Origin of the sequence: Azospirillum brasilense (genome assembly GCF_022023855.1) — a bacterium.
Classification (GTDB): Bacteria; Pseudomonadota; Alphaproteobacteria; order Azospirillales; family Azospirillaceae; genus Azospirillum; species Azospirillum brasilense_F.
This window is the reverse complement of sequence record NZ_CP059449.1, coordinates 307841-324192: the sequence shown is the minus strand read 5'-3', so window position 1 is coordinate 324192 and position 16352 is coordinate 307841. Positions and strand designations below refer to the sequence as shown.

Annotated in this window: 14 protein-coding genes; 5 read left to right on the top strand and 9 right to left on the bottom strand. The window is 68.6% G+C overall.

The annotated features are described in order from the left end of the window. Positions 1–59: 59 nt before the first annotated feature. The 7 genes from H1Q64_RS01575 to H1Q64_RS01545 form a co-directional block, all read right to left on the bottom strand. The gene (locus H1Q64_RS01575) at positions 60–671 is read right to left on the bottom strand and encodes a DUF3035 domain-containing protein (RefSeq protein ID WP_237904895.1); all 612 of its coding nucleotides are present in this window, start codon (positions 669–671) and stop codon (positions 60–62) included. Between the two features lie 84 nt (positions 672–755). Further along, positions 756–1259: a signal peptidase II gene (gene lspA / locus H1Q64_RS01570; RefSeq protein WP_145626733.1), complete on the bottom strand. Its 504-nt coding sequence runs from the start codon at positions 1257–1259 to the stop codon at positions 756–758. A 130-nt stretch (positions 1260–1389) separates the two neighbouring features. Then, positions 1390–4245, bottom strand: coding sequence for an isoleucine--tRNA ligase (gene ileS / locus H1Q64_RS01565; RefSeq protein ID WP_237904105.1), 2856 nt, complete (start codon positions 4243–4245; stop codon positions 1390–1392). A 208-nt stretch (positions 4246–4453) separates the two neighbouring features. After that, on the bottom strand, positions 4454–5149 hold the full coding sequence (locus H1Q64_RS01560; protein WP_137140081.1) for an orotate phosphoribosyltransferase: 696 nt from the start codon (positions 5147–5149) through the stop codon (positions 4454–4456). Between the two features lie 88 nt (positions 5150–5237). After that, positions 5238–5414: a hypothetical protein gene (locus H1Q64_RS01555; RefSeq protein WP_014239676.1), complete on the bottom strand. Its 177-nt coding sequence runs from the start codon at positions 5412–5414 to the stop codon at positions 5238–5240. A 6-nt stretch (positions 5415–5420) separates the two neighbouring features. Then, positions 5421–6383, bottom strand: coding sequence for a bifunctional riboflavin kinase/FAD synthetase (locus tag H1Q64_RS01550; protein WP_237904104.1), 963 nt, complete (start codon positions 6381–6383; stop codon positions 5421–5423). 179 nt (positions 6384–6562) lie between these two features. Then, positions 6563–7012, bottom strand: coding sequence for a MaoC family dehydratase (locus H1Q64_RS01545; protein ID WP_014239679.1), 450 nt, complete (start codon positions 7010–7012; stop codon positions 6563–6565). Between the two features lie 353 nt (positions 7013–7365). On the opposite strand from H1Q64_RS01545, the gene H1Q64_RS01540 reads away from it, so the two are divergent. Continuing rightward, a complete protein-coding gene (locus tag H1Q64_RS01540) occupies positions 7366–8187 on the top strand; it encodes an SDR family NAD(P)-dependent oxidoreductase (protein WP_237904103.1) in 822 nt (273 codons plus the stop codon). On the opposite strand, the gene H1Q64_RS01535 is transcribed toward H1Q64_RS01540, so the two are convergent. Next, positions 8184–8804 carry a septal ring lytic transglycosylase RlpA family protein gene (locus tag H1Q64_RS01535; protein ID WP_237904102.1) on the bottom strand — a complete coding sequence of 207 codons (621 nt, stop codon included), beginning with the start codon at positions 8802–8804 and terminating at the stop codon, positions 8184–8186. The genes H1Q64_RS01540 and H1Q64_RS01535 overlap by 4 nt on opposite strands. A gap of 141 nt (positions 8805–8945) precedes the next feature. Here H1Q64_RS01535 and H1Q64_RS01530 point away from each other — a divergent pair, with 141 nt between their 5' ends. The 3 genes from H1Q64_RS01530 to H1Q64_RS01520 all read left to right on the top strand — a co-directional run bounded on the left by H1Q64_RS01530 (position 8946) and on the right by H1Q64_RS01520 (position 11570). Then, the gene (locus H1Q64_RS01530) at positions 8946–9887 is read left to right on the top strand and encodes an alpha/beta fold hydrolase (protein WP_237904101.1); all 942 of its coding nucleotides are present in this window, start codon (positions 8946–8948) and stop codon (positions 9885–9887) included. Positions 9888–9993: 106 nt separating this feature from the next. Then, a complete protein-coding gene (locus H1Q64_RS01525; RefSeq protein WP_237904100.1) occupies positions 9994–11007 on the top strand; it encodes a DUF6352 family protein in 1014 nt (337 codons plus the stop codon). Between the two features lie 98 nt (positions 11008–11105). Continuing rightward, complete coding sequence (locus H1Q64_RS01520; protein ID WP_237904099.1) at positions 11106–11570, top strand: bacteriohemerythrin; 465 nt, start codon at positions 11106–11108, stop codon at positions 11568–11570. 47 nt (positions 11571–11617) lie between these two features. Here H1Q64_RS01520 and H1Q64_RS01515 read toward each other — a convergent pair whose 3' ends face one another. Continuing rightward, positions 11618–12103: a PRC-barrel domain-containing protein gene (locus H1Q64_RS01515; protein WP_237904098.1), complete on the bottom strand. Its 486-nt coding sequence runs from the start codon at positions 12101–12103 to the stop codon at positions 11618–11620. 529 nt (positions 12104–12632) lie between these two features. Here H1Q64_RS01515 and H1Q64_RS01510 point away from each other — a divergent pair. After that, positions 12633–16352 carry a vitamin B12-dependent ribonucleotide reductase gene (locus H1Q64_RS01510; protein WP_237904097.1) on the top strand — a complete coding sequence of 1240 codons (3720 nt, stop codon included), beginning with the start codon at positions 12633–12635 and terminating at the stop codon, positions 16350–16352.

Below are 16352 nucleotides of genomic sequence, written 5' to 3'. Positions count from 1 at the left end.
GCGAAGCGCCCGGAACAATGCCCCGAGTTGGCGCCCTGAATTGGGACCCTGAAAGCGGCTTAGAACAGCCCTTCCAACGGCGCCCGGCGCTTGCGTTCGATGGTCGGGACGGTGCCGTCGTTCAGCGCCTTGCCGGTGGCCTGGGCCTCGCGCAGGCGCTGGTTTTCCTTCTTCGGATCGACGACCTCGTAGGGCTGCTCCTGCGTCTGCCAGAACAGCAGGGAGTCGATCCAGCTCTTGTCGGCGACGACGAGCTGGGTCGTCTCCTGGTCGACCTTGTTGCGGATCCCCGGCTCGATGCCGCTCTTGGCGCCGGCCTGGGCGATCAGGGCCGACTCGCCGGCGGTACCGGCAGCCGTCCGGCCGCCCGCGGCGGTGGCGCGCGAGGAGCCGCCGAAGACTGAGGCGGCGGCCACCGCGGCCGACGTGGCGTCCTGCGGGCGCGCCGCGCCGGGGCGCGGCTCCGGCAGGCGGGCGAGGCTCGGCGGCATGGTCAGCGGCGCGCGGGACACGACCGTGAACTCGTCCGGGCTCGTGCGGTCGAGGCCGATGGAGCGGCGGACGTCGGTGCATCCGGTGAGCGCCAGCGCGACGAGCGCCAAGCCCAGCAGCGGACCCCGCCCCAGGGAACGGGTGGAGCGCCGCGCGATGGAGGAGGCGAAGGAAAGCATGGTCACGTTCGAGTCCCGTCGTCTAGTCGTCAGGCCGCTTGTCGTCGGGCCGCGTCCCTTATAGCGGCTCCGTCGCGTGAACTATTACGACTTTTCGCGGCCCGCGAACAGCCCATCCAGCACGAGAAGCGCCACGCCGACGCTGATTCCGCTGTCTGCCACGTTGAAGGCCCAGAAATGCCACCCCCCGATGTGGAAATCGAGGAAATCGGCGACGGCCCCGTAGAGGAAGCGGTCGATCACGTTGCCGATGGCCCCGCCGATGACCATCCCCAGCGCCAGCGCGAGGTAGCGCCGGTCGGCCTGGCGCAGCCAGAGCAGCAGCGCCACGACGATGGCGAAGGCCACCGCGGCCAGCACGTAGGGCATCCAGGCGTGGGAGCTGCCGAAGGTGCCGAAGCTGACCCCGGTGTTCCAGGCCAGCACGAGATTGAAGAAAGGCGTGACCTCGACGACCCGTGGATAGGGCTGCATGACCACGTCGAGGATCCACCATTTGGTGAGCTGGTCGAGGACCACCACCAGCGCGGCGACGGACAGGCCGAAGACCGTGTAGCTGCGGCTGCCGGACGTGGAGAGGCTGCTCATTCTGGACTCCGGAGAGTTGTCGTGCGGTGCCCCCACCCCGGCCCTCCCCCGCTGGGCGGGGGAGGGAGAATGGGGCGTCCCTTGTCCCCTCCCCCGCCCAGCGGGGGAGGGTTAGGGTGGGGGCACCCGGTTAGAACGCCGGGTCCGCGTCCACGGCTTCGGCGCAACGGAGGCACAGCGTCGGGTGTGCGGCGTTCGTGCCGACCTCCGGAAGGATCTTCCAGCAGCGCTCGCACTTGCCCCCTTCGGCGAGTCCGGGCACCACCGCGATGCCGGCCACGTCGGGCAGGACGAACGCGCCCTCAGGCGCCGTGCCCTCCGCCACGGTGATCTGCGAGGTGATGCAGATCTCGGCGAAGTCCACGCCGTCGAGCAATGCCTTGGTCGCCGCGTCCACGAAGACGGTCGGGTTGGCCTGCAGGGACGAGCCGATCTTCTTGTTGGCCCGCTCCAGCTCCAGCGCCCCGGTGACGGTGCGGCGGACGGTGCGGATGGACTCCCACTTGGCGGCGAGATCGTCGTTGCGCCACTCCGCCGGGATGGCCGGGAAGACACGCAGATGGACGCTCTCCTCGCTCCAGCCCTCGGTGCCGGTCAGTCCCTCGGGCCGGGCCAGCCACGCCTCCTCCGCGGTGAAGCAGAGGATCGGGGCCAGCCACGCGGTCAGGGTGGAGAGCAGATGCTCCATCACCGTGCGGACCGCACGGCGGCGCACCGAGCCCGGCGCGTCGCAGTAGAGGCTGTCCTTGCGGACGTCGAAGTAGAAGGCCGACAGCTCCACAGCGCAGAAATTGTGGATCGCCACCGACAGGTCGTGGAAGTCGTAGGCCTCGATCTTGGCGCGGATCAGCGCGTCCAACTCCGACAGGCGGTGCAGGACCCAGCGCTCCAGCTCCGGCATCTCCGCGACGGCGATGCGCTCGGCCGGGGTGTAGTCGGCCAGCGCGCCGAGGATGTAGCGCAGCGTGTTGCGCAGGCGGCGGTAGTGGTCGGCCTGATACTTGATGATCTCCGGCCCGATGCGCTGGTCCTCGGTGTAGTCGGTGCTGACCACCCAGAGGCGCAGGATGTCGGCGCCGTACTTGTCGCAGACCTCCTGCGGGGCGACCACGTTGCCCAGCGACTTGGACATCTTGCGGCCCTGCTCGTCGAGCGTGAAGCCGTGCGTCAGCACCGCGTCATAGGGCGCCCGGCCGCGCGTGCCGCAGCTTTCCAGCAGGGAGGAGTGGAACCAGCCGCGGTGCTGGTCGGAGCCCTCAAGATAGAGGGAGGCCGGCCACTTCAGCTCCGGCCGCTGCTCCAGCACGAAGGCGTGGGTCGAGCCGGACTCGAACCACACGTCGACGATGTCCTTGACCTGCTCGTAATCGTCGGCGCGGTAGGCGTTGCCGAGGAAGTCCTGCGCCGGGCGGGCGAACCACGCGTCGCTGCCTTCCTTCTCGAAGATGTCGGCGATGCGGTTGAACACCTCGGCGTCGCGCAGGATCGCGCCGTTGTCCTTGCGGACGAACAGGGCGATCGGCACGCCCCAGGCGCGCTGGCGGCTGATGCACCAGTCCGGGCGCTGTTCGATCATCGCGCGGATGCGGTTCTCACCCTGAGCCGGGAACCACGTCGTGTCGGAGATCGCCTGCAGCGCGGTCTTGCGCAGGTCGTTCGTCTCCATGGAGATGAACCACTGCGGCGTGGTGCGGAAGATCAGCGGGGCCTTCGAGCGCCAGCTGTGCGGGTAGCTGTGCTTGACGCGGCCCTTGGCGAGCAGCGCCCCGACCTCCTGGAAGGCCTTCAGAACGGCGCCGTTGGCCTCGCCCGGCTTGCCTTCGGCGGTGTAGACGCGCAGTCCGGCGAACAGCGGGACGTGGTCGTAGTAGCGGCCGTCCTCGCCGACCGTCTGCGGCACCTCGATGCCGTTGGCCTGACCGAGATGGAAGTCGTCTTCGCCGTGACCCGGCGCGATGTGGACGAAGCCGGTGCCGGCGTCGGTCGTCACGAAGTCGCCGGCCAGCAGCGGCACCTTGAAGTCGTAGCCGCTGCGGGTCAGCGGGTGGTGGCAGTAGCCGCCGGCCAGACGCGAGCCGGGGAAGCGGTGCAGCAGCCGCGCGTCCTTGATCTTGGTTTCCTTGAAGACGCTCTCGGCCAGCGCGGTGGCGACGACCAGCCGCTCACCGACCTCGGCGAGGCTGCCCTCCTCGACCGCCAGCACCTTGTAGGTCGCGTATTCGATCTCGTCGCCGAAGGCGATGGCGCGGTTGCCCGGCAGGGTCCAGGGCGTGGTCGTCCAGATGACGATGTTGGCGTCGTCGACCTCCGGCGCCGGCGAGCCCCAGATGGCGAAGCGCGCGAAGACGGTGGTCGAGGTGTGGTCGTGGTACTCGATCTCCGCCTCAGCCAGCGCGGTCTTCTCCACCACCGACCACATGACCGGCTTGGCGCCCTTGTAGAGGCCGCCGTTCATGGCGAACTTGTGGATCTCGCGGACGATCTGCGCCTCGGCGGGCAGAGTCATGGTCAGGTACGGGTCGGCCCAGTTGCCCTCGACGCCCAGGCGGCGGAACTCGCCGGCCTGGATGTCCACCCACTTCTGGGCGAACTGGCGGCACTCGGCGCGGAACTGGTTGAGCGGAACCTCGTCCTTGTCCTTGCCCTCGGCGCGGTACTTCTCCTCGATCTTCCACTCGATGGGCAGGCCGTGGCAGTCCCAGCCGGGGACGTAGTTGGAGTCGAAGCCCTGCATCTGGCGCGAGCGGACGATGACGTCCTTCAGCACCTTGTTGACGGCGTGGCCGATGTGGATGTTGCCGTTGGCGTAGGGCGGGCCGTCGTGCAGGACGAACTTCTCGCGGCCCTTGGCCGTCTCGCGCAGCCGCTGGAAGAGGCCCATGTCCTCCCAGCGCTTCAGCAGCTCCGGCTCCTTGGTGGGCAGGCCGCCGCGCATGGGGAAGTCGGTGCGGGGCAGGAAGACGGTGGACTTGTAGTCGCGGGTCATGTCGGGGATATCCTGAACCTGAAGCAGAACCGTCGGGCGGCAGCGGTCAGGCCCCCGACGCACGCACAAACGAGGCGGTCCCGGCCCCCCTCAGGAGGCCGGGTTGGTAATTCGCGCCATACGCGCCATGACCCACGCCGGATGCAGCATCGCGCGGGATATTAGCGGTGTGGGCGGTGCGGTCAAGGCGCGGCGCCTCCGGGCGGCGTCAGTCGAAGCTGGCTTTGCCGCCGTGGGCGGCGGACCAGGTGACCGGGTCGTTCAGGAACTTCTCGACTTCCGACAGGGTGTTCTCGTCGAAGTACCGGTTCTCGCGGGCGACCTTCAACACGTCCCACCAGGTGCACAGCTCGTGCAGGCGGACGCCGATGCGGTCCATGTTGGTCTTGGACTGCGGGAAGATGCCGTAATGGAAGATCACGAAGCTGTCGGTCACGGTGGCGCCGCCGTTGCGCAGCGCCGTGACGAAGTTCTCCTTGCTCTTGCCGTCGGTCGCGAGGTCCTCGACCAGGATGACCCGCTGCCCCTCGGTCAGCACGCCCTCGATCTGGGCGTTTCGCCCGAAGCCCTTCGGCTTCTTGCGGACATACTGCATGGGCAGTTCCAGCCGCTCGGCGATCCAGGCGGCGAAGGGGATGCCCGCCGTCTCGCCGCCGGCCACCGCGTCGATGCTCTCATAGCCGATCTCGCGCTCGATGGTCTGGACGGCGAAGTCCATCAGAGCCTTGCGGGCGCGCGGGAAGGACACGATGCGCCGGCAGTCGGTGTAGACCGGGCTCGCCCAGCCGGAGGTGAAGATGAAGGGCGTCTCGGCGTTGAAATGCAGCGCCTTGATTTCCAGCAGGATCTTCGCGGCGGTGGCGGCAATTGTGGCCCGGTCGGGCAGGGCGGCGGCGGTGGTCATGGCCTAACGGCTCCCAGGGAGGCTCAAACTGCCCCGTGTGTAGCCCCCCGGCGTGCGAATCGCAATGGGGCGGGCTGGCCCTGCGCCGTCACTTCCCCGGCAGGGCCAGCGCGATGCAGCGGGTCAGCACCGGGTTGCCGGTCATCTCGCGGTAGGCCTGGACGATGGCGGGCTCGGCGGCCTTGCACTGCTCCATCGTCTGGAACTCGATGGTGGTCGGGCCGCCCTGGTTCAGGATGAACAGCAGCAGGATCACGCGGTCCATCGTCGCTCAGCCCTCCGCTCCGCCGGCCGGCTCCTTGGCCAGCACGGCGCGGGCGGCGGCGGCGTCCTGGACGATCTGGTCCTTCAACTCGTTGAAGCTGCCGAACTTGCGCTCCGGCCGCAGGAACTCAATGAGCTGCACGCGCAGATGCTGGCCGTAGAGGTCGCCGTCGAAGTCGAGGATGTGGGTCTCCAGCCGCTCCACCGTTCCGCCCACGGTCGGGCGGCGGCCCAGGTTGGCGACGCCGTTGCGCCAGACCGTGCCCGCCCCCTGGTCCACGCCGGTGCGCACCGCGTAGACGCCGAAGGCGGGGCGCAGATAGTCGGCAAGCTCCACATTAGCGGTGGGGAAGCCGATGGTGCGGCCCTTGTGGTCGCCATGCTCCACGCGCCCCTCGATCTCCCAGGGGGAGCCGAGCAGCCGGGCCGCCTCGCGCGGGTTGCCGGCGACCAGCGCGTCGCGCACGCGGGTGGAGGAATAGACGCCGTCCGCGTCGTCGGCCACCGGCCCGACCTCGGTCATGCCGAAGCCGTGGGCCGCGCCGGCCTGCCGCAGCAGGGCGGGGTCGCCGCCGCGGCCATGGCCGAACAGGAAGTCGTAGCCGCAGACGACGTGCCGCACGCCCAGCCCGGCCACCAGATCCTCCTGGATGAAGGCGTCGGCGGTCTTGTGCAGGAAGCTCTCGTCGAAATGGCAGACGAACAGCAGGTCCACCCCCAGAGCCTCGATGTGGCGGGCCTTGACGCGGAAGGGCGACAGGCGGAAGGGGGCGTCGTCCGGACGGAAGACCGAGCGGGGGTGCGGCTCGAAGGTCATCACCGCCGAGGGCGCGCCGAGATCGCGGGCGATCCGCTGGGCGGTGGCGATCACCGCCTGATGGCCGCGGTGCACCCCGTCGAAGTTGCCCAGGGCGACGACGGCCCCGCGGGCGTCCTCCGGCAGGTCGGCGGTGTGTCGGAACAATCGCATGCGTCACGCCCTGATGGTCTGTGGGCCGCGGACGGCCCCCGGAAACGATGGCGGCCCGCCGGGGCGGGCCATGCCATGGGCGTCTTATATAGACCGGAGCCGGCGCGTGGTCTACGCACCGGCGACCGGCAAGTTATTTCGCTTGTTGAAGGCTTGCCCGCCCTAAGGGCTTGACGGGATCACCCGCGCGACGGGACCATCAGCAGGGCTTCGCCCTCGATCACCACCGTCTCGCCGACGGTGCAGACCGTGCGGACGACGGCGCGGCGCTTCTCCGGGATGATCTCGGTGACGGTGGCGCGGGCGGTCACCGTGTCGCCGGCGCGGACCGGCGCCTTGAAGCGCACGGTCTGGCTCATGTAGATGGCGCCCGGACCGGGCAGCTTGGTGCCGAGAACGGCGGAAATGAAGCTGACGCTCAGCATGCCGTGGGCGATGCGGCCCTGGAACATGGTCCCGCTGGCGTATTCCTGGTTCAGGTGGACCGGGTTGGTGTCGCCGGAGATGCCGGCGAACAACACGATGTCCGCCTCGGTAACCGTCTTCGCGAAGGACGCCGTCATTCCGACGGTCAAATCCTCGATGCAGTGGCCCTCGTTGTCCTTCAGGACTTGGCGAACATCATCCATACCGCGGTTCCTTTTCATCAAGCACCGGCAGAGCGGTGCGACAACACGTATGGTGCAATGCGATATATGCACTGCAACCACGTGATGGCAACACGACTCGCCTGAAAAAGTGAAAAAACCGCTAACCTCTTTCGAAAGAGGAGGCAGTCGAGGCGTCCTGCCTATTTCCTTTGGTCCGGCGATTTCAGTCCCGTGACAGTAAAAGTCCGGAGCGGCTCCAGTTAATATGTACACTGACAATTCGGCCTGCTGCACCGCAGAATGCGGGGCGACTCGGGGGGCGATGGCTTGACTTCGCGCCGCCGCGGCCAACCGTCACCTCTCATCCCCCGAACCGCGATGGAATCCGACCCATGCCCCACCGCTTCGCGCTGGTCACCGGCGGCACCTCCGGCATCGGCGCCGGCTTCGCCCGTGCCCTGTCCCCCGACACCGGCCTGCTGCTGGCCGCCCGCAACGCCGAGGCCCTGACCACCGCAAAGACGGAGCTGGAGGCCACCGGACGCCGGGTGGAGGTGCTGGCCTCCGACCTGACCACCGACGAGGGACGGAACGCCCTGATCCAGAAGGCGGAGACGCTGGAGATCGACCTGCTCATCAACAACGCCGGGTCCGGCGCCTTCGGGCCGGTGCTCGACAACGCGCCGGAGGCGGAGCGGACGACGGTGGAGCTGAACGTGGTGGCGACCACGGTGCTGACCCGCGCACTGCTGCCCGGCATGATCGAGCGGGCGGCCCGCGACGGGCGGCGGGCGGGGCTGATCCTGCTGTCGAGCACGGCGGCCTTCCAGCCGATCCCGTTCCTCGGGACCTACTGCGCCAGCAAGAGCTTCATCCTGGCCTATGGCGAGGCGCTGGCGACGGAGCTGAAGCGCAAGCCGGTGGATGTGCTGGTCCTGTGCCCCGGCGCCACCCGCACCGCCTTCGGCAAGCGCGCCGGCTTCGCCCTGAACGCCCTGCCGGGGGCCGCCGATCCGCTGGACGTGGCGCGGGAGGGGTTGCAGGCGCTGGGGCGCCGCACGGTGCATGTGCACGGCTTCGGCACCCGCAACATGCTGCGCCCCTTCCTGTGGTCACGCCACGCGGCGTCGGACGGGCTGGGGGCGCTGCTGGCCGCCTTCGACCGCAGCCAGCGCTCGCGCAGGACCGCCCGTCCGCCGCGAGAGATAGATTAGCGGTCGGACCCCGACCCGCTTTGCTGATCGGCGCGCGACGAACCGGACCGGGCGGCGCCGGTCCCCTTCTTCTCGGACGAAGGCTGTTCGGCGACCTGAGTCTTGTCGGCCTTCTCGGCCTTGGCCTCGACCTTCTCCTTCACGGACTCGGTCGGCTGTTCGGACGGCTTGGCCTCGACGCGCACCGGGGCCACGCCGTCCTCGATCATGTCGAGCTGTTTGGCGGCCTTTTTCGACAGGTCGATGACCCGTCCGTCCACATAGGGGCCGCGGTCGTTGACGATGACGTTGACGCTCTTGCCGTTGTCCTGGTTGGTCACGGTGACCTTGCTGCCCAGCGGCAGCTCGCGCGAGGCGGCGGTCGGCTTGTTCTGGTCGAAGCGCTCGCCGCTGGCCGTCTTCTTGCCGTGGAACGAGCCGCCATAGAAAGACGCCTCGCCCTCATGGACGATCACCGGTTCGCCCTCGTCCGTGCGTTCCACGGCGATCGGGGGCACCGACGCGTCCTTGGGGCTTTGTGATTTGGATGAGGGCTGGGCCTGGGCGGCCATGGGGGACAGAGGCAAGGACAGGGACAAGGCGCAGAGCGCCATGGACAGTGTACGCGCCATGTGCATTCGAATGTACCTCCCATTGGACCTGGACAACATCCGTGGGAGGTCGGGGGTTCCACTGGACCACCTGCACCGCCGCCGTGGGCTGGACCCGCCCGGTCCGATGATGGTTCAATCATCCCCTCAAAGATGGAGAGCGCAGGAATGGCCGTGAGCGTGGCGGATCTGGGTGTGGAGCCACGGTTCGGCTGGGTGACGATGGGGGATGGGACGCGGCTGCGCACCGCCCATTGGACGGCCACCAAAGTCCCGCCGCGCGGCACCGCGCTGCTGCTGACCGGCCGGGCGGAGTTCATCGAGAAATACGCCGAGACGGTGGGGGAGCTGCTTGCCCGCGGCTTCGAGGTCTTCGCCTTCGACTGGCGCAACCAGGGCCTGTCCGACCGACCCCTGCCCAACCCTCAGATCCATCACCTGGACAGCTTCGACACGCTGGCCGGCGATCTTGACGAGGTGGTGGAGCAGCTGGTGAGGCCGCGGCAGCGCGGGCCGCTGCTGCTGGTCGCCCACAGCATGGGCGGGCTGGTCGCCCTGATGGCCCTGCTCCGCAACCCGGCCCTGTGCGACGCGGCGGTGCTGACGGCGCCGATGTTCGACATCTTCACCGGCCCGGTGCCGCGCCGCATGGCGGTCTGGCTGGCCGAACGCCTGTGCGCCCGCGGACGGGGCGCCGAATACGCCTTCGGCCAGCACGACTACGACCCGGTGGAGGGGCTGTTCACCCCGGTCAACCCGATCACCTCCGACCCCCGCCGCTACGCCACCTACCACGACGCCTTCCGCGACCGGCCCGAACTGCGGGTGGGCGGGGTCAGCTTCGGCTGGGTGCGGGCGGCCCTCCGCGCAGCCGACCACATCCGCTTCACCGCGCCGCTGGAGCGGGTGACGACCCCCATCCTGCTGCTGAGCGCCCCGGCCGACGCCATCGTCCGCTCGGAGTCGCACCGGCTGGCCGCCGCCCGGCTGGGCAACGCCGTTCTGAAGGAGCATCCCGACGCCAAGCACGAGCTGCTGATGGAGCGCGACGACATCCGCGACCGGGTGTGGGCCGACATCGACGAGTTCCTGGCCGCCACACTTCTGTAAACTGGGCATCTGTGGGCCGGGCTGTGCTAGGTCCTTGGCGACGGCGGCCACGCGCCCACATGAGGGACGCTTTGCGACCGCTTCTCTGCTCAAGGGTCTGCCTTCCATGTCCGATTTCTGGAAAGAGTCCGGTTTCCATCTGCTGACGCGCGACGCCGACGGCTGGCTGGCGGTCACGCCGGACTTCCTGCGCGCCTATCTGATGCGGCCGGAGATGCGCCCGCCCGAGGACGCCTGCGAGACCGAGCACACGCTGTTCGCCGGCCTGCTCGACGATCCCGCCCGCCCCGTGCCGCCGGGCATGGTGGAGGCGTTGGCCGACGCGGACGCGCGGGAGAACTGGGCGGTCTGGCTGGGCTTCCGCGACCGGCTGCTGGCCGCCGGCACGGTGGAGGGCTGCTACCTCCGCCTGTTCCGCGAGGGCGCGCGGGGCGTGCCGGGGCTGTTCATCGACCAGATGGCCCATGTGATCCTGCGCAACCTCCTGGACGGCACGCCGTCGGGCCTGCGGGCGCGGGCGGGCGAGCTGTTCTTCCGGCCCCAGACCGTGTCGGTGGACGACGGGCGCGTCCGACTGGCCGACAGCGAGACGGTGGAGATGCTGGCCGCGACCGGCGGCTTCGGCAGCCTGGGCCGGCTGGTGGTGGAGGCCGGGACCGCCCCGCGCTCCGTCGATCTCGACATCCTCGACGAGACCAACCACCCCCGCTATTGGGAGCGCGATTCGCGGCACGACACCGTGCTGGACGTGACCTTCGCCGCGGCCGGTCTGGACGCGCTGTGCCGCGTCCTGGAGGGCTGGGTGGCCCATTTCCTGGGGGTGGCGGTGTCGATCCAGCCGGTGCAGCGGATCAGCGACGAGCGCTGGGTCTGGCATGTCGGGCTGGACGGCGAGGCCACGGCGATCCTCAACGACCTCTACAACGGGGCCGAGGTGGGGGAGGACCGGCTGGCCCGCATCCTGTCGCTGTTCCGGCTGGAGTTCGCCGATCCGGCGGCCATGCGCGCCGACATCGCCGGGCGGCCCGTCTATCTCGCCCTGGCGATGACCGCCGACCGCAAGCTGCGCCTCAAGCCGCAGAATCTGCTGGTCAACCTGCCCCTGGCGCAGATGAACTGACCGGCAATCCTATAACCATACTGTAAGTGTGACTATCTGTCGCCCCGGCTGCGGGTGGGCGGCGGCTTATAAGGATGTTTCCTGAAGGGGGAAACGTCATGCAATTAAACACAACGCAGCCGAAGACGATGAAGCCGAACCTTGCCGACCCGCGCTGGCAGACGATGGCGTGGCAGGACGGCTTCGGCGTCGGGAACGCGGTGATCGACGCCGACCACAAGCGCCTGTTCGAGCTGTTCAACGAGTTCGTCACCGCGGTGAACGAGTTTCGCGCCGACAGCGAGATCCAGGATGTGCTGAGGGACCTGCTCGACTACACCGACACGCATTTCGATCGGGAAGAGACGCTGATGCGCGAGCACGGCTATCCTGACTACACCGCCCACAAGGCGCTGCACGACAGCTTCGTCCGCCAGCTGCACGACGTGAACAGCGCGCTGGACGCGGGTGGGGAGAAGGGCGCCTTCGTGCTGGGCTTCCTCGCCAAATGGCTGTCCGGCCACATCCTGGGCGTGGACACCAAGCTGGGCGCCTACCTGCGCGAGCGCGGGGTGGAGGCGTAAAGGGCAAAACCCCTCTCCCAGGGCGGGAGAGGGGCGTTCCCTGATCCTTACTGCTTGTTCGACTCGCCGCTGCCTTTCGGGCCGCGGTTCAGCGAGGTCATGCTGTCGCTGTACTGGAACTCCGGCATGTCGCGCACGCTCGCCTGGGTGACGTCGCGCAGCGTGATCGGGCCGTTGCCCGGAAGCACGTCGGCCAGCGCGATGTCCGCGGCGATCTCCTTGCCGCCGATGCCCAGGAAGCCGCCGCTCTGGATCACCAGGAGCTGCGCGTTGCCGTCCGGGCCGAGGATCACGTCGGACACCTTGCCGACCTTTTCGCCGTCCGCTCCGATCACCGTGCGGCTCATCAGATGCTCGACGCTGGCGCTGCCCGAGGGGCCGGCCGGCCGTGCGCTCTGCCCCTGGTCCATGATGACCGAATTCGGGGCCTGGGAACTCGGGGCCTGGGTGGAGCCGCCGGTGCCGGTCTGGGCCGCGGCGGCGCCGGTCATCAGCGCCAGGGCGGACAGGGTCGCGATCACCGTCTTGTGCATGGAAGGTCTCCTCGTTGCACGAAACCGACCCTTCCAACACCGGGAGAGCGGGAAAGGTCACGGGGGACCGCCTGTGACATCCTGTGGCGACTCGGGATGCCGTCCTGGGACCTCGCCACGGGACCGGTCCAGCGGGCAAAAGTGGGTTGGCGGGTATGGGGGGCGGAGAAGGGCGTACCGCCGATTCGTCCCCCGGGAATCCTGCGGTCGGAGGGGGCCGGCGACCCCGCGAAAGTGACGGATTCCTTACAGGAATCGGGTGCCGGAGGCTTTCGGCGCGGGACTAGATGTGGGGGTGGGTCGATTTTTCTCGGGAACCCGCGGCGGCTTGGCCCGTTGACCGGAAGCGCCATATCTAGGAGGTAGCCCCGCGTCAAGCACACAATATCTTGGGCCGGGTCTTGCTTGGCCCAAAGCTTGAGGCTAGGATGCGCACCAACATACAGGGTGTTGCGTTCGTCAGCCAGCGCGAGCTGCGCCGCACGGAGCGCGACACCTTTGTTCGCCAGCCAGAGGGAGCACGAGTCACATGCGGGTCCAGCGTCGTTTCACGAAAGAGGGTCAGGATGCTTACGCCGCTCTCGGCTTCCGCCGCACGACGAGCGAGATCCGCAACCCTGACGGCTCTGTGGTCTTCCAGCAGACGGACATCGAGGTTCCCGAGAATTACAGCCAAGTCGCCAGCGACATCCTGGCCCAGAAGTACTTCCGCAAGGCCGGCGTTCCGGTCGCCCTGAAGGCGGTCGAGGAGAACACCGTCCCGTCCTGGCTGTGGCGCAAGACCGCCGACGAGGCGGCGCTGGCCGCCCTGCCGAAGGAGAAGCGCTATTCCGGCGAGAAGTCGGCCAAGCAGGTCTTCGACCGTCTGGCCGGCACCTGGACCTACTGGGGCTGGAAGGGCGGCTATTTCGACACCGAGGCCGACGCGCGCGCCTTCTTCGACGAGATGCGCTTCATGCTGGCCGCCCAGATGGCGGCCCCGAACAGCCCGCAGTGGTTCAACACCGGCCTGCACTGGGCCTACGGCATCGACGGCCCGAGCCAGGGCCACTTCTACGTCGATTTCAAGACCGGCCTGCTGACCTCGTCCGCCTCGGCCTACGAGCACCCGCAGCCGCACGCCTGCTTCATCCAGTCCGTGGCCGACGATCTGGTGAACGAGGGCGGCATCATGGACCTGTGGGTCCGCGAGGCGCGCCTGTTCAAGTACGGCTCCGGCACCGGTTCCAACTTCTCCCGCCTGCGCGGCGAGGGTGAGAAGCTGGCCGGCGGCGGCAAGTCGTCGGGCCTGATGAGCTTCCTGAAGATCGGCGACCGCGCGGCGGGCGCCATCAAGTCGGGCGGCACCACCCGCCGTGCGGCCAAGATGGTCACGGTGGACATGGACCACCCGGACATCGAGGCCTACATCGACTGGAAGGTGACCGAGGAGCAGAAGGTCGCCGCTCTCGTCACCGGCTCCAAGATCTGCCGCGAGCACCTGACCGCCATCATGGCCGCCGCCCAGGATGGCCAGGACCCGAAGGTCAACAAGGAGCTGAAGAAGGCCATCGTCGCCGCCCGCAAGGCGCAGGTGCCGGAGAACTACGTCCAGCGCGTGATCCAGTTCGCCGGCCAGGGCTTCACCAGCATCGAGTTCAAGACCTACAACACCGATTGGGACTCGGACGCCTACCTGACGGTGGCCGGCCAGAACTCCAACAACTCGGTGCGCATCTCCGACGACTTCATCCAGGCCGTCCTGAACGACGACGAGTGGAAGCTGATCCGCCGCACCGACGGCACGGTCCACCGCACGCTGCGCGCCCGCGACCTGTGGGACAAGGTCGGCTACGCCGCCTGGGCCTGCGCCGATCCGGGCGTGCAGTTCGACACCACGATCAACGACTGGCACACCTGCCCGGCCTCGGGGCGCATCAACGCCTCGAACCCGTGCTCGGAGTACATGTTCCTCGACGACACGGCCTGCAACCTCGCCTCGCTGAACCTGATGTCGTTCCGTCTGAAGGACGGTTCCTTCGACGTCGAGGCGTTCGAGCACGCCTGCCGCCTGTGGACCATGGTGCTGGAAGTCTCCGTGCTGATGGCGCAGTTCCCGTCCAAGGAGATCGCCCAGCTTTCCTACGAGTTCCGCACGCTGGGCCTGGGCTTCGCCAACCTCGGCGGCCTGCTGATGTCCTCCGGCCTGCCCTACGACTCGGCGGAAGGCCGCGCCTACTGCGCCGCCATCTCGGCGGTGATGACCGGCGTCGCCTACGCCACCTCCGCCGAGATGGCGCAGGAGCTGGGTGCCTTCCCGGCCTATGAGCAGAACCGCGACCACATGCTGCGGGTCATCCGCAACCACCGCCGCGCCGCCTGCGGCGAGATGGAGGGCTACGAGGGCCTGTCGGTCAAGCCGGTGCCCTTCGTCGCCGACGAGTGCCCGGAGCAGGAACTGGCGATGGCCGCCGTCCGCGCCTGGGACATGGCGCTGGAGCTGGGTGAGCAGCACGGCTTCCGCAACGCCCAGGCCACGGTGGTCGCCCCGACCGGCACCATCGGTCTGGTCATGGATTGCGACACCACGGGCATCGAGCCGGACTTCGCGCTGGTGAAGTTCAAGAAGCTGGCCGGCGGCGGCTACTTCAAGATCGTTAACCGTCTGGTGCCGGAGGCCCTGCGCACGCTGGGCTACACCGCCGACGAGATCGCCGCGATCGAGCGCTACGCGGTCGGCCACGGCACGCTGAAGGGCGCGCCGGGCGTCAACCACGAGACTCTGGCGGCCAAGGGCTTCCCGGCCGAGGTGCTGGAGAAGCTGGAGGGCAACCTCGCCACCGCCTTTGACATCAAGTTCGCTTTCAACCGCTGGACGGTTGGCGCCGACGTCATCGTCGACACGCTGGGCATCCCCGCCGAGCAGATGGACGCGCCGGGCTTCGACCTGCTGACCGCTCTCGGCTTCACCAAGGCCGAGCTCGAGGCGGCGAACACCTTCTGCTGCGGTGCCATGACGCTGGAAGGCGCGCCCTTCCTGAAGGACGAGCATCTGCCGGTGTTCGACTGCGCCAACCCCTGCGGCCGCATCGGCAAGCGCTTCCTGTCCTGGGAATCGCACATCACCATGATGGCCGCCTCGCAGCCCTTCATCTCCGGCGCCATCTCCAAGACCATCAACATGCCGAACACGGCGACGGTCGAGGAGTGCAAGGACGCCTACCTGCTGTCCTGGCGCCTGGGCATCAAGGCCAACGCGCTGTACCGCGACGGCTCCAAGCTGAGCCAGCCGCTCTCCGCCGCCCTGCTGGACGACGAGGAGGACGCGGTCGAGGAGATCGTCGAGGCGGCCAACGCGGCCCGCACCCAGATGGTGTCCGAGCGCATCGTCGAGAAGGTCGTCGAGCGCATCATCGAGCGCAAGCGCACCGAGCGCGAGCGCCTGCCGCACCGCCGCAAGGGCTACACCCAGAAGGCGACCGTCGGCGGTCACAAGATCTACCTGCGCACCGGCGAGTATGAGGACGGCCGCATCGGCGAGATCTTCATCGACATGCACAAGGAGGGCGCCGCCTTCCGCTCGCTGATGAACAACTTCGCCATCGCGGTGTCGATCGGCCTGCAGTACGGCGTACCGCTGGAAGAGTTCGTGGAGGCCTTCACCTTCACCCGCTTCGAGCCGTCGGGCATGGTGACCGGCAACGACACCATCAAGATGGCGACCTCGGTCATCGACTACATCTTCCGCGAGATCGCCATCTCCTACCTGGGCCGCACCGATCTGGCGCACGCCACGCCGGAGGATCTGGTGCCCTTCACGGTCGGCAGCGGCGACAAGCAGGGCGACCTGCCGGAGACCGGCGCGGTCCAGCCGTCGGACATCGTCCGCAAGGTCGCGTCGACCGGCTACGTCCGCAACAACCTGCGCGTCCTGAACGGCGGGCAGACCCAGCGGGTCTCTGCGGCGGCGGCCCTGGCCGCCACCGGCACCGCGGTCCAGGCCACGGCCTCCGCCGCCCACGCGGCGGTGGCCTCCAGCCCGGCGGTCGGTGCCGCGGTGGTCCATGCCGGCGGCACGGCCCCGGTCGGCGGCACCACCGGGACGGCCTACGGCGGCAGCAACAGCGACCAGCGCTACGACCGCATCCGCGAGGCTCGCGCCCGCGGCTACGAGGGGGATCAGTGCGGGGAGTGCGGCAACATGACGCTTGTCCGCAACGGCACCTGCCTGAAGTGCGACACCTGCGGCTCCACCACGGGCTGCAGCTGA